Annotated in this window: 9 protein-coding genes; all 9 read right to left on the bottom strand. The window is 42.3% G+C overall.

Annotated features, from left to right (window positions below):
• Positions 1-448: 448 nt before the first annotated feature.
• Complete coding sequence (locus NLX78_RS17015) at positions 449-631, bottom strand: hypothetical protein (protein WP_254351055.1); 183 nt, start codon at positions 629-631, stop codon at positions 449-451.
• A 570-nt stretch (positions 632-1,201) separates the two neighbouring features.
• Complete coding sequence (locus NLX78_RS17010; protein ID WP_254351054.1) at positions 1,202-1,414, bottom strand: hypothetical protein; 213 nt, start codon at positions 1,412-1,414, stop codon at positions 1,202-1,204.
• A 566-nt stretch (positions 1,415-1,980) separates the two neighbouring features.
• Positions 1,981-2,487, bottom strand: coding sequence for a hypothetical protein (locus NLX78_RS17005; RefSeq protein WP_254351051.1), 507 nt, complete (start codon positions 2,485-2,487; stop codon positions 1,981-1,983).
• A 17-nt stretch (positions 2,488-2,504) separates the two neighbouring features.
• Positions 2,505-9,929: an RHS repeat-associated core domain-containing protein gene (locus tag NLX78_RS17000; protein ID WP_254351049.1), complete on the bottom strand. Its 7,425-nt coding sequence runs from the start codon at positions 9,927-9,929 to the stop codon at positions 2,505-2,507.
• Between the two features lie 31 nt (positions 9,930-9,960).
• Positions 9,961-10,434, bottom strand: a complete 474-nt coding sequence (locus tag NLX78_RS16995) for a DUF4280 domain-containing protein (RefSeq protein WP_254351048.1) — start codon at positions 10,432-10,434, stop codon at positions 9,961-9,963.
• Complete coding sequence (locus NLX78_RS16990; RefSeq protein WP_254351047.1) at positions 10,431-10,973, bottom strand: hypothetical protein; 543 nt, start codon at positions 10,971-10,973, stop codon at positions 10,431-10,433. The genes NLX78_RS16995 and NLX78_RS16990 overlap by 4 nt, the downstream gene beginning before the upstream one ends.
• 51 nt (positions 10,974-11,024) lie before the next feature.
• Positions 11,025-12,164 (bottom strand): pentapeptide repeat-containing protein, encoded by a 1,140-nt coding sequence (locus tag NLX78_RS16985; protein ID WP_254351045.1) that lies wholly within the window; start codon positions 12,162-12,164, stop codon positions 11,025-11,027.
• Between the two features lie 43 nt (positions 12,165-12,207).
• Positions 12,208-13,701, bottom strand: coding sequence for a phage baseplate assembly protein V (locus NLX78_RS16980; RefSeq protein WP_254351043.1), 1,494 nt, complete (start codon positions 13,699-13,701; stop codon positions 12,208-12,210).
• A complete protein-coding gene (locus tag NLX78_RS16975) occupies positions 13,698-14,324 on the bottom strand; it encodes a hypothetical protein (protein WP_254351041.1) in 627 nt (208 codons plus the stop codon). The genes NLX78_RS16980 and NLX78_RS16975 overlap by 4 nt, the downstream gene beginning before the upstream one ends.
• Positions 14,325-14,338: the final 14 nt, after the last annotated feature.

Here is a 14,338-nt window from a genome sequence, read left to right as displayed (position 1 = left end):
TATGTATGCAAATATTCTAATCTAATTGAACTGAATTAATAAAATGTGAATGAGCGATAAGAAAAACTCATGAAGGACAAGCACAATTGCGCAATGGCACTACTTATCCGTTCTAGCTTCCTATTTATGAATTCCTAAACAGGGCTTATTCCTTGATACGACACCCCCGTTGACTTCTAGCTTAATTTCGAACACATCCGTCTTGCATAAAAATGTAGAATTTCAGCAGATTAAGGAATGCATAATTCATATAACAAGTGACTTTAGTCTTAGTGACTTTTTTTCTGTTTTTAAACATATGTCAACTTTTTTATTTAAAAGAATATATAGGATTTCATAGGGTCGATTGATTAGAAGTAAGCTAATTATTGAAAAACCCTCTACAAGTTCATTGCTTGTTTTTGAGGTTGTAGCTATTCACCAGCATTTGATAATGTCACCATACTACTTATTCAGCTTGCCAAAGCCCGCTCCGAGACTGGGACAGATCACCTTGTCTGACTTTAGCGATATCACTAGTTCCTTCACTGTACTCGCTGGTGGCAACAATCATTGCAGCGACACCAGTTAATAGCCGTGTTGTGAATGTTATCGGAGCCGCCGTTGAAATTGCTCCACCTGCCCCCGCCACACCCCAAGAGAGCAGCCAGAGTAAAAAATAGATCCCCTAAAGCGGACTTTTGGACTTTAGAGAGTCCTGTTTCCATATTAGGAGATTACTATATTTTGGAATCAATCTGGCTGGAAGAGTGAATTTACAACCTCACTAAAACTTGAAGATACTAGTTTAATGAATTCGGGTTTCAACTCATTGTCCTCTTCGAAATAATCCATATCACGAAATAAACTATTCCTTGATCCTCCTCATTAACAGAAAGACATATAAGACTATCTGCAGGATCTATTCCAATAGGAATAAAGTTAGAAGGGATTATTTTGCCACCATTATATTTTTTATAGTAGTATACTAGATTACTCTCCGTTTCTTTACTAAGTGTAGAAATAACATAATAGACGATGTTATTTTCTGATCTTTTGTTTCAAATCTTCTTCGAACAGTCTTACCTCCGTTACGATACATTAATTTTCTTTATAATAATTTGGCAAGACAAGATTGCACATTTCTTCAAAAGTTTTTAGGTTCTTGATTTTGAATTGGTTAAATGATGATTCAAATTCTATATTAACAAAACTCCACCCACTATTCTTTAGAATACAATTTAGCAAGCAATACCTTAAAAGCATCTTCTATAACCTTCCCATAAGTTTCTTGATGTTTGCCCTTGGATACTTTCTCCGAGCTCTTTTCCATTTCCTCGTTATGGTCGATCTGGTGACCGTTGTTATCAATATTCATAACGATGATGTAGGAACGAACTTCCGTCCGGCCATTGAGTTTACAGCTTCGTGACATTTCCGTCTGCATCAAATCATATGCCATCTCAATACCGTTGCCGTATAGAACGGAAGCTATACGGTTACCATGCCGTGTCCGTACTTCTCCAGTAGCTCCTGAGCCTGAAGATTACAGACACTCGTCCGACCAGATCAGTTGTATTCTATAGTCCGGTCTCCTGCATGGTCTGAGCCGTCGCTCGGCCTTGCGTATCATATTCGTAAGCTAGGATTTTTACAGCCTGACCTACGATTTCCTGCAGTTTTGTTACTAAATACTACGCTTATATTTCTACTATTATTAACCTAATATTATTTGCTGTTCACCAAACCGTCTTCACACATAATCGTATCGTGTATGCTCGTTTGCCGACATATTCAGCAGAAAGAAATTCCACTCAATTACATGATATGATAGGATAAACCGCTATTTGTAAAGAAGAAAAACACCCTTTTTTAGTGAAAAGACAGTGTAGAACAATCATCACTATATAAAAAGGTGTTTTGCTATTTTAATTTTTTTATTTAGAAGCAATTAACTTAATTGGTTTAAATTCAATTTAAAACATTGAATAAATTGCTTCACTAAACTACTTCCCAGTTAAATGTTGGAGCTAATATATTCAAAAAAACATCATGCCCCAAAATTAACCAATGTCTTACACTTAAAGAGTCAATACCTAGACTATTTTTCAGATTAGAGTTTATTACTTCATAAAAGCTAGGATCAGGACAAATATTTGTTTCATTCCATAGAACCCCATCTAAACTTGCTATTTGACTTAAATCAAATTTCTCTGGATCTAATAGTCCAAATTCTTGCTGTGATACAGTTTTGCTAAAAAAGTGAACCTGAGCAAAATTAATCTCTATAATTGCATGTCCAATCCTATTCCAAATTTCATCTGGTATTTTCTCTTCGTCACCATACTGTTTACATAAATAATTAATTTCACGCTCTCTTGTTTTAGCGTTATAATTAATTAAAAATTTTATTTTAACTTCTGATTCTTCTCCTATAAATTCTATAAAATCGTGAGACGGACTTATTTGCCAAGGTACTTCTACTGGATAAAGTATTTGTTTTTCCATTAATTTACTCCTTTCAATTACTCTGGAAGTGTGACTATGTCTATTATTTCGAGATTTTTAGGGCCAGGAGTTATCGGAATACTTCTACCCGGCATCTCAAATTTTTGACCGCGTTGTCTTATTGGAGCCTCTGTCAAACGATTTAATATGGCTTTATCCGGTATTATTTCTTTTGTTTTAGTTGGTTTTATACCAGCCATACTCAAAACAGTGAGGGTTCTATTGCTCTCAGCAACCCTTTTCCCCGTTTTTGGATCAATAAAGTATTTGACTTCAAATTGGTCCGAATGCAATACTCCTGTTCTTAAATCTTCAGCAACATCCGCAAGCTTTCTGCCCACAATATATTCTGGGGCCCCACTATTCATATTGAAAGTGTCAGATACACGCTTTTGTCCGAAAAGTATTTCATTGGAAGAGTCCTTACCTTCATAAACATTCCCATCACCACAGTCGCGCATGTACCCGCTCGGGTCCACGTAGTGGATCGGATTATTCCCTACATACGCATACAGATTCAGTCCATCCCCGCGATACGTATCTTCCTGAGTAAAACGGGCAATGGCCGGATTGTAAAAACGCGCTCGCAGATAATACTGCTGCGTTACACTGTCCCACGTCTCTCCCGCATAGCGGAAGCGGTTTTCGATCTGTTCCGCCATCGACAGCGTATTCCCGAACGCATCATATTCGTAGCTATTCTGAATTCCGCCCTTACGGTCGGTCAGATGCAGGACATCTCCGTGTGTGTTATTTACATAATAAGACGGATTCCCTACCTCGTCCATCCGGGCCAACCACTCATGTCCGCGCACAAATGAGGTCTGGACTCGGGCTTGCTCATCCAGTTCATTCACCATATGCCAGCCGTCATACACAAATCGACGATGGGTTCCGTTCTCCTCGACTCCGTTTCGCAGTCCTTCCGGATCATACAGGTGGCGGATATAGCTACCGTCGGACTTCTCTGCCTTCACCGTTCGGTTAAAGGCATCATATGCGTAAGAGATATTTTCCTGTCCGCTTCGCTCTCTCAGCAGATTCCCTTGGTGATCATATTCGTAACGCGTCTGCTGTCCTCGCGATCCTGTTTCCTGATTCGAGTCTTCACCCAGCGCCTCTTCCAAAACGGACAGCAAACGGTTGCGTGAATCGTACGTATAGCTCGCTTTGTGGTCGTTCCATAGCCGACTTAACCGATTCCCCACCGCATCATACGATAAACGTTCCGTTCCCCATCCCGGGTATTCGGCTTCCACCAGCTGCCCTATGGCGTCGTAGCGATACTTTGTTCGTTTTCCGTTTTCGTCCCGGGTGATCTGGTAACCGTTGTTATCATATTCATAACGGTGCTGTAGGAGCGGATTTCCATCCGGCGATTGCACTTGCAGCTTCGAGACATTTCCATCTGCATCATAGTCGTATGCCATCTCTATGCCGTTGCCATACAAAATGGAAGCCACACGGTTGCCGTGTACGTATCCATACTTCGCCAGCAGTTCTTGATCCTGCCGGATCTCGGAGACACGCCCAACCAAATCATAGCGGTATTCCGTAGTCCGGCCTCCTGCATCCGTCTGAGCAATCCGGTTGCCTTCCACATCATATTCGTAACCCAGTATTTTATGGCCCGGATTACGATCTTCTGCCGCGTTGGTACTCATCAGGCTGGCAAACGCTGCACTCATATTCCCACTGCTACTGCTCACATATTTACCCGTCAGTAAACCATCTTCATTGTACGTATAATCATATCGTGTATGCTCGTTAGTCGCCCTTTGCAGCAAACCGTCTTCCCGGTACATGTAGGATTCTTCCATACCACTCGACATTTCACGACGTTTGATCAACTGGTCATTGAAGTTATATGCATACTCGATGACCTTGCCGTTACGGTCCGTTTGCCGGGCCAAGCGGCCTTCGGTGTCATATTGATACAGCATCTTCTGCTGGCCCGGGTCCTGTATAGCAGACAGCTTGCCCAAGCTGTTGTAGTCATACTGCGTCGTTTGACCGTTTCCATCCGTCGAGCTGACGATATTCCCTGCATAGTCGTAGCGGTATTGCTCCGTGCTACCGTCCGCTTTGTGGAGGGCTGTGATCTTGCCCCAACCGTCTACAGTATGGCGAGTCAGATGGCCTTCACCATCTCGAATGCCAGTAATGTTGCCTGCAGCATCGTATATATATTCTTGCTTTACGATGCCTTGTCCTGCCTTGGCTGGTGTCATCACTTGCTTCACTCGGCCACCAAGAGTGTACGTATATTCGACTCCAACACCGCCATCCATTTTGCTGACCAGTTCACCAAACTCATTATATCGGCTTCGCTCCATGATCTGACCATACGGATTAGCCACTTCAATTAACCGGTTCAGGCGGTCATAGGTGAAGGTCATTCCCGGACCGTCATCGATAGCCGGATCATACTGATTCGGCGTGACTTGCTTCACGATATTCCCCGTCTTGTCATAGAACAGACGCGTGGTACCCCCGCGTTTTCCGATCATGCGGATACGCCGATTCACCGGGTCATACGTATAGGTTACCTTACTGCCGTTCGTATCTGTCTCTTCTATCACGTTACCCGTGCGGTCATATTTCAAATAGACGCTGCTGGTCCGGGCATCTGTACTCTCCCGGCGACTGATCTGAACCATTCGATCAACGGCATCGTAGCTAATCTCAGTTTGATATCCTTCCGGGGTCACGATCTCGACCACATTGCCGTTACGGTCATATCCGTAAGATGTAACTGCATTTACCAAGCCCGGTACACGATCGGTCAGATCATTAGCATTCAGCACTTCTACGTGCCGTTGCAACCATCCGGTTTTGTTATATTCGTAGCGGATCAACCGATCCTTTTGCTCGTTCAGTTTCTGTCTTTCCGACGTTTTCTGGTTCAGACAATCGTACGTATAGTGAATTTCCGCTCCAGTATCATCCGCAATGGCGATCACCCGATGATTCCGGTCATAGCTGTAACGAACACTTTGATAGGTCTCCGCATAATCCGTTTCGCTGACATACTCCTGAGTCCGTTTCTCTTCCAGCAGGTTTCCGGCTTGGTCATAACGGTACAAGGTCAGACGATACAAGACTTGATCGGATTCCTCCACAGGTTCGCGCTTTTCAATTAGCCAGCCTGCCGTATTATATACATAGAGTGTGCCGAAACGTTCACTGTCGTTTGTTTCACTAGCATAACCCTTGCCATCTATTGCTTTCGTTACACGCCCTGCATGATCATACACGAACCGGCGACTGACATGGCCCTCTGCATCGGTGATCTGAACCAAGCGATTCATGACATCATATACATACTCGGTGCCAGGTCCATCGTCCATAATCGGATCATAATGTTCTGGTAAGATCATTTTGATCATATTTCCGTTCGCATCGTATTTCATGCGAGCGATGCCACTATCTGGATACCTTACCTTGATCCTGCGTCCCCGATGATCATACTCATACTCCGTGCCAGGTCCATCATCTTCAACATGGTTATAGTAGTTCGGTTCAATCTCTTTTAAAATGTTACCGTTAATGTCATACCGAGTACGGGATACGTTCTGAGCCAGATCCGTCATCCGAACCAGACGATCCATCGCATCGTACCGATATTCGATGCCTTTGCCATTGTCTATACGGGCGACATAATCGTTAGGGAGCACTTTTTTGACCAAATTGCCCATCTTATCATAGAACATTAATGTAGTGTTGCCTTCAGCATCTACGATGCGTGTACGCTTATTCAAATGATTGTATTCAAACTCTACCGTTCCGTAGGCCGTGGTAATGCTCATCATTCGCGCAGCATCATCAAATGTATATAGGTATTTATTGCCCTCTGCATCTTGCACCTGAGTCGGCGCATCTGTATGATCTGTTCCATACGAATAAACCGTCGTGTGACCGAGTGTATCCGTGCTGCTCAATATCCGTCCTTGCGGATCATACATATAAGAAATGACCGCATGCGTTCCATCCGCAATACTGGTCTTCTCTTCGATCAGCCTTCCCATGGCATCATGCGTGAACCATTTCTCTGTTACGCCGTTAACAGCAATCTGAGTCAGATTTTGATCCTGATCGTATTGACGCTCAGTACGAGTTCCGTCTGGACGGATTTCTTCCGCAAGATTACCAAAGATATTATATGCCCATTTTGTGGTGTGACCCATAGTATCCGTATGACTTGATTTATTTTGATGCGCATCGTACGTAAAAGACTCACGAGTTCCATCACTGTAGATCGTATCCGTCACCAGATCATCAGTATTGTATTCAAAATTCTCGACGACTCCTGTGGCATGATACGTAAAAGTAGTTCTCCGTTTCGCCTCATCGTATTCAATATCCGTAACGTGATCGTCCGCATCCCACTGCCTGATTACCCGATCATGTTGATCATATTGATTTCGGACATACCTATGCCCATTCTGGTCCGTGATTGCGTCAATTCTTCCCTTAGCATCATAGACATATGACGTCACTCCCGCATTCGGATACGTTACACGAGTCAGAAAATCTCCTTCATATTCGTACTTCACTGTTCTGCCTATATTATCAGTGATGCTATAAAGTTTGCCACCTGAATAGGTGAAGGTGATCTCCTTACCACCCGGGGTCGTTAACTTGCACAATCCTTCCACATCGTATTCCAGCAACGTTTCATTGTTAGAGCGATCCTTGATTTTCAGCAGTCGTCCATCCTGATCATAGATATAAGTTCGACGCTCTTTATCGGTTAAGCGATACTCTTTGGTAACAGAATTCTCCGAGAGGTTGTAATCCTGTTTTCCTCCGATCTCATTAATCCACTGACCGTCTTGCTCAATAAAATGTTCATAATGTCCATCCGTGCATATGACCAGGATATGATCTTCCATCCGCCGAATGGAGCTCTCGTAAGTAAAGGTAAAACCACGCCCCGTGCCGCCTGTCATGGAGTTAGTGGAAGTATAACTTCGGACCATCTCAATCTGACCAATATCCTGAACCACCATATCTGTAGCCGTAAAATAAAATCTACCCTTCACAACATCAATCGGATCTCCGCGTGTAACAAGATTTCCTATACTAGATATCAGAGACTTTTTTAAATTCTCTACCGTTAGCGACTCTTTGACATTCCCATGCTTTCGGTAATCATCCGCCATAGAACCTGACATATCGCCTACCACTGAGGATAGATAAGAGCTGATCTTGTTATTACCTGCAAAAGAAAATGCTCCTCCTACAAGGCTTCGGGTCAAGTTAGATTTAAGATCTGTTTGTCCAGTATTCATCACGTCTTGAACCGTTCCGGCTGCAACTCCACTTGCTACAAGACGTGAATATATATTGAGAGCACCTGTACCGCATTTTACTCCTGTCATAAATTTTCCGGCGACAGTTGCACTGATAAATCCATTACTAAAGCTGTTCATATAGTGTCCAATGAGCGTCTCGCCTGGATGGGCATTAGGATCAAATATAGCCGTAATGCCTGTATTAATTCCTCCACCTATGGAAGGAACAATGAGAGCACTTGCACCTCCAGTGAGAAACGCTACTCCGGCCACCGAAACCGTTACGGCCCCATATTTAACCACATCATATAACTCTTGATTTCCTCCCAGAACGGTATCTCGCATGAAGTTATACGATTGAGAGAGATCACCTACTCTCGCTTTGGCGATATCCTGCTGTCCCTCACTAGACTCACTGGCAGCGACTACCATTGTTGTAGCTCCTGCAGCGAGTGTGACACTGGCAGCAGCCACAACTAAAGGAGCAGCTGCACCCGCTGTTAAAACAGTTACCGCAACACCCACAGCCACTGCTCCAATAATCATGGCTATTTTTCCAAAGCCTACTTTTTGCTTGCCTGCCTCCAACTTATTCACGAGGGCTTGACGTTTAGCTGCCGCATTATTATTTACCTGTTCCATCACCTGCTTATCCTGAGCAATTAGAGCACTATCATCGTATTGTACTGCTGGTGCTTTACCTGGTTCTCCCTCATAATATATCGTGGCGGCTTGAGCGTTTGTCTTGTCTTCAATCCAGATCACCTGTTCAGGATTTACTCCTTCAACCGGGCTACGGGAGATTGCAACGAGTTCGCCAGCTGTCAATTGAATTTGTTTTGGAGCTGGTAATTCACCAACAAGATTAATTTTAAAATCCGTGGTCGCCTTAACACACATATCCGTATCGGAGAGGATTTCTACCTTTCCGTCACCTGTAAGCTGGAACTTAATGCTTTCCTGACTATTAGCCGCAAATACAATATCCTGCCCAGTTAGCTTCATTTCTTTATCTGAGTCATTGGTTAATGACTTGATAACAGGATCGGAAGATTTCTGACTATATTTGCTTTGTTCAGCCCCTCTTCGAACGGAGCTTACCGCAATAGCTCCTGTTTCCAAAGCTGTTGGGAAATGAAGCTTGACTGGAGAGCCTGACTTAGGCATCATGTAGGCACTTTGATTGTCCATACCTGTGGAATAGGGGAACCAGCAAGTACCTGCATCGTCATTTGTGGCGTCAATATCCAAATGCAGTTTGATTTGATTACGGGATATCTGTGTGATCCGCCCCTCCAAAGAAAGCCCCTGTATAGCAGTATTCATTATTTTATTGGTTTTGATCGTACTTCGCGAAGTTAAGGTATATGTATATAGCAGTTCCCCTTTGACAACAGATGCTGCTACTTCACATACAACATACGGTTTATGTTGAAAATCAACTTGTGCTCCCAGTCTTAATGCCACTCTGCTCTCCACACTAAACAAAGTATGATTAGCCTCATATCCCATTTGGGTTGTTGATCCAAAACGACTTTGCATCGTATAAGAGTCATTTTCCAACTTACCAGTTTCCTGCCCCTCTGGTATGCCCAGTAAAAGAGACGGAGTTTCTTCGGACATAACAGAGATCACAACAGTATTTAAATGAGAGGCCATACGCTTGATGAATTGCCAATCCGTCTCTTCATATTGTAGTAGTAACTGCCCTGTCTCAATATTCCCTATTGTTTCATCTGAACAATGTGCTCCAGGGTAATCTTCCAATAGGTTGTCTACAATTTGCCCGTACGTTTTTTGCTTGTTTTGAAACGATCGCTTCTTCCACTCCAAATCCATCTGGTACGTGAATGATACAGCTTCAACCTCTAAAAAATGAACTCCCTGCACATACTTTACGGCTGCTCGCTTGATCATCCCTCTAAATAGTGGATTTTCCTTTTCAGCATTTATCGGGTGAGCTTTAAAAAGTGAAACCTTATCATCAACACTCATTTTCTGCAGGCTTTCGCTTTGAGCATCAGGAATAACCGCTTTAAAACGAAGAACTGCATGTTCATTCATTTTATGCAGAAAATTTAATTTTTCTATCCTCTGAATGTTATAAGGAAAATCCAGTATTAAGCCGGCATAAAAAGTTTCCATAACGACTTGCCTCCTCTCTTCATTGGCATTCTTATTTGCGCTGTCCATTATCAATAATGGAAATATTCCCACCAAACAAGCAAGAGTTACAGCAACTGCTTAACATCGCATCTGCCGGACCCACTTTGACATCCTCTTTTCCAAAATCCCAAGGCCTTACTATTTTAGGAGTACACATAGCCACACATTCTGGCGGGGGGAGCTGCTCAAGAGGAATATCTTCTTCTTTCATAAATAATGAGTCAAACCAGCCAACATCCTGTTTAGGAGCCTTGACGGCTTCTTCCACCTTTTTCATTTCAGCTTGTACTGCCGGGTTACTGAGACTCTTGCACACTCCAAAGGGACGAACATTTTGCTCAGGAAAAAAGTCATGAATATTCAGTTGAGGCTGTTCATGTATGTATTCCCCATGACTCGCAGGCACGATGATTCTCGCTGGTCTTGATCCCTGATCACAAAATGCGAAGGCACCGTGCACTACAAAACTCTTATCTCCACTCATAGCGACAGCCTCCCATTGTAAGTTTCTACCTTTTCTATTTTCATGCCAAACAAATCCCTCCTTAATATGCTTTCGGTTATGTCCAGGTTGATCACAAGCATCGTCTCATCAATACCTTTAATACGAAAAGCAGCATGTCCACGTGTCTTCTCCGAATCAATAACAATATGTTGTATTCTTCCTGCCTTATCAAAAACAGTTTGATCTGATAAACAGTCCAATCTGTCAACTAGCATCAGCCAGTAGGTGCTCTGGGTTTCCATTTTGATATTTGTTAATACAGCACACTTAAAAATCACATGTTCGTCATACATAGAGATCACTTTTTTTAGCGTGTCGGATACGAGTAGTACTGGACGTTCAATGAAATCCGGACAAACACGGTTTTCATCACCATTTACGAATACAACCGTCAGGTCTTTAATCGAGTCTGCTTGATCCGTTGTTACCTCCAACGTAGAGTTGGCAGCTATTAGTCCTTCGAATGTGATCAGATGATCCTCAAGACTTTTATCCTGTGAAATGATAAAGTACTCCATATTTCCCTCCTTGACACACCCATTCATTGTGTCTAGTGACACTTCGATCATTCAGTCATTAGAAAATACTTGTATACTGTCAAGCTGTTGTCTATTTAACTTCAACATTTGAATATCTTTCAGATGGAACATAGCACCTTCTAGATTGGCCTGGGAAAAATCCGTCTGTTTTAACAAAGCCCCTCTAAAATTAGCACCCCTCAAGTCCGCTCCCTTGAAACTCGCATCTTCTAAATTGGCTTCAGCAAAGTTCGTTTCCATAAACGGGGGAATATGAAATTCCTTTTCTGTGGGCACAACAAAACTTCCCTGAACCTCTTCTAGTTGAGCTTTACATAAATTGGCCCCTCTAAAATCCGCACCATGGATTAAGCTGTAATCCAAGCTGGTCTCTTGTAGATTAGCACTACGGAAATCTGCACCGATGAGAGGGCACCCTACCAAATAGCTCCCTACCAATGAAGTTTTGGAAAAATGGCTGTAGCATAAGTTAACTAACTTGAAATACATGTGACTGAGGTCTACATTCTTAAAACTTTCGTGTGCATATTGATCATTTTCATTAGGGTCCAGCCTGCTTCTAACTTCAGCACTTTGCTGCTCTTTAGAGTCAAATTTATACACAAGCTCATTAAAATCCTTATACTCACCCACACGAATATACACCTCGCTGTCCTTGCCTAACGCTAAAAACTCATCTGTCTCTACTGCATCTTTCATGACATGTCTTATCAAGTTAGCCATGTAGTTTACATAAAGCGATGCTTCTTCTCTCTTTATTTGAGATATATCTGCAGAATAAATTTTATTGACATACTTTTTACTATCTTGTGTAAGCTGACGTTCAAAGATATCCAGAAATTTAAATACCCAGTTTGCATCAAATTCCTTCGCGCATTCTACCGAGTCCATATAGCCTTGATGATCATAAAAATATATCCGACAGCTTGCATCATGATTAATCACGCGATGTCTGAAAAAAGTAAAATGTATATGCTGAATCTTTCCTTTATCACATTTCTTCTGCAGGTTTAGAGCTTGTATACAACTATCCTTAAAAACAGATAGAATTTGCCTCGCAAGTTCATCACGATTATTTATCAAGTATTCATGTAAGGCCGCAATCTGCTCTATACGATATTTCAGGACACTATTTTCTCTTAAATGCAATAAAGCTTCCTGACGTTTCATCGTTCATATTGACCTCCCTTGCTAGTTCAGGCTGACAAGAAAATTAGTTTGTGAATACTTCGGTACCTGCAAGCTTAGCATTTCCCGTCTGATCCAGAGTGATCTTTCCACCCTTATCACTTCCAATTACAATTTCATCTGTCGCGGTCATCATCAATGTCTTTTCAGCTCTAATTTTTACGTTTTCTTTAGAGTGCAGTGATACTTCTTTTTGCCCGATGATTGTAACTGCACCACTAGCCTCCAGCTTTACAAGCGCCTGTCCCCCGTTAGCTGAAATCTCTACATGATCTGGCGTGAGCTTAACTTCCATCCCTGCTGGATTTCGGAAATATCGTACATTCGGATCAGACATTCGATCACCTGAAGAATCGTTACTTCCACCCGATGTACTTCCTCCCCCACCGGAAGTGCTCCCGCGCTGGGCAGAATCCTCCGAATACGAATTGACTGAACTGAGGGCAAAAGCCGCATCTTCCCATTGGCTCGGTAAATTCACTCGTACGCTGTCTCCCTTTTCCGGCATACAATACCAGCCGCTTCCATCCTCTGAAGCATACACTGTTGAATATGGAAACCAATAGGCAGTTCCTTCATCCTGATGATTATCAATTTCTAAGTGAACTTTTACTGTATCCCGCTTGATCGCCAGCACCCTTCCCCCTATGGAAGCACCACGTATCCGTTCGTTATAAGGTTTGGCACGATTGATGCCTAAGCGACTTGCAAGCGTATAGCGGTGAACGATTAGTCCCTTTTCCATCGTTGATATAATTTTCTGGATAAAATATGGTCTACCTTGAAAACGAATAGCATCGCCTAGGTTTAATATTTTATGAGTTTCAATCTCGTAATACACAAAATCCGTCTCGTGAACGTCTGTCTGATGGTTTTTGGAATGCACCAAATATTCTGACAAATTCTTTTTGACGGTATAATTAAAGTTTTCCAGGCATTCAGTTGCTTCATCATCAGGAATGCCAAAGAATGTTTTTATGCTTTTAAATTTTCCCACTGGCATTAGTACCGTGTTCACACGGGCAGCCATCCGTTTTAAAAAGGTCCAGTCTGTTTCGTGATATTGAAGGACAAAATCCCCAATACTCTCATCGCGGTCAGCGGAATATATAACATCATAATCGTCATATCCCCTGCCAACTTCTTTAACCAGACGTGAATAGGTAACTGATGCATTCTGATATGATCTGGTTTTAATTTGCATATCCAATAAATAAGAGTAGGTATAGGCCTCCACTTTGAGGTAATACACATCAAGCACTTTCTGAATTTCCATTATGCTAATTAATCCGCAAAACAGCTCTTTCCGTCCACCGCCATCCAAAACCTGGTATACTTCCACTGGTGTCTGAGCTTGAATGGAGTGAACATAGTTATCCTTTTGCTCTTCGGTGATCGTACCAGTAAAGGAAAGCTTGCCGTGTTCATTCACTTGATGAATAATTTTTAACTCTTTTAACTTCACCTGCTCAAAAGGACTTATTTTGACGTTGTCATAAGCAAGAATAGACGTACTCATTTGCTGTCCACCTCCAGTGATGAAATCATACCTTCGGTAATCCACTTCCATAAGTTTCGTTGCCGATCACTACCGTTTACATTAATAATGAGCTGATGGTTGCCTTTTTCTACAAAGCATAAATAATTGAACACGACTCCATTAGCCACGTTATTGGTGAACAGACAATAATGAGGCTCAAATAGGCCATGATTAACCGTACCATCCTCGACCCAACTGATCGGCATCTCCATCGCATGAAATTGTTGAAGCATGGAATCTTTCATATGCTTCATAGAAAATTTTTCTTTTGCCTCTATCCAATTAAAAATAACGTTAATTTCATGTTCGTCATTGCTAAAAACCATATGCTCATCAGTTTCAAGGGTGCAGACAAAGAAATCTGTTGGGAAGTTTATACTTAAACTTGTCTTCATTACATTCAACCTTCCAAATTCCAATTGAATGGCATCATTATCCAAACTCCCTCCCTTTACTCCATTAATGATATCTTCACCCCTCCACTGCTGCTCTTCTTCATGCTCTATATCATTCATCGCAGAGTTAACAGGAGGTTTATTTGGAATCTGTTGATTCCGTTGCTTTTTTTCCAGCTTGGCAATTTCCTCGTCCAAATATTTCATAATGCACACTCCTC

The sequence above is a fragment of the Paenibacillus sp. Lou8.1 genome (assembly GCF_024213565.1).
Lineage (GTDB): Bacteria > Bacillota > Bacilli > Paenibacillales > Paenibacillaceae > Paenibacillus > Paenibacillus polymyxa_B.
This window is presented reverse-complemented; position numbering and strand designations above follow the sequence as displayed.

Coding starts and splice junctions, on each gene's coding strand:
- NLX78_RS16995 (WP_254351048.1), bottom strand. CDS start 10,434: ATGAGTGGAGATAAGAGTTTTGTAGTGCACGGTGCCTTCGCATTTTGT.
- NLX78_RS17010 (WP_254351054.1), bottom strand. CDS start 1,414: ATGTCACGAAGCTGTAAACTCAATGGCCGGACGGAAGTTCGTTCCTAC.
- NLX78_RS16985 (WP_254351045.1), bottom strand. CDS start 12,164: ATGAAACGTCAGGAAGCTTTATTGCATTTAAGAGAAAATAGTGTCCTG.
- NLX78_RS17005 (WP_254351051.1), bottom strand. CDS start 2,487: ATGGAAAAACAAATACTTTATCCAGTAGAAGTACCTTGGCAAATAAGT.
- NLX78_RS17000 (WP_254351049.1), bottom strand. CDS start 9,929: ATGGAAACTTTTTATGCCGGCTTAATACTGGATTTTCCTTATAACATT.
- NLX78_RS16990 (WP_254351047.1), bottom strand. CDS start 10,973: ATGGAGTACTTTATCATTTCACAGGATAAAAGTCTTGAGGATCATCTG.
- NLX78_RS16975 (WP_254351041.1), bottom strand. CDS start 14,324: ATGAAATATTTGGACGAGGAAATTGCCAAGCTGGAAAAAAAGCAACGG.
- NLX78_RS16980 (WP_254351043.1), bottom strand. CDS start 13,701: ATGAGTACGTCTATTCTTGCTTATGACAACGTCAAAATAAGTCCTTTT.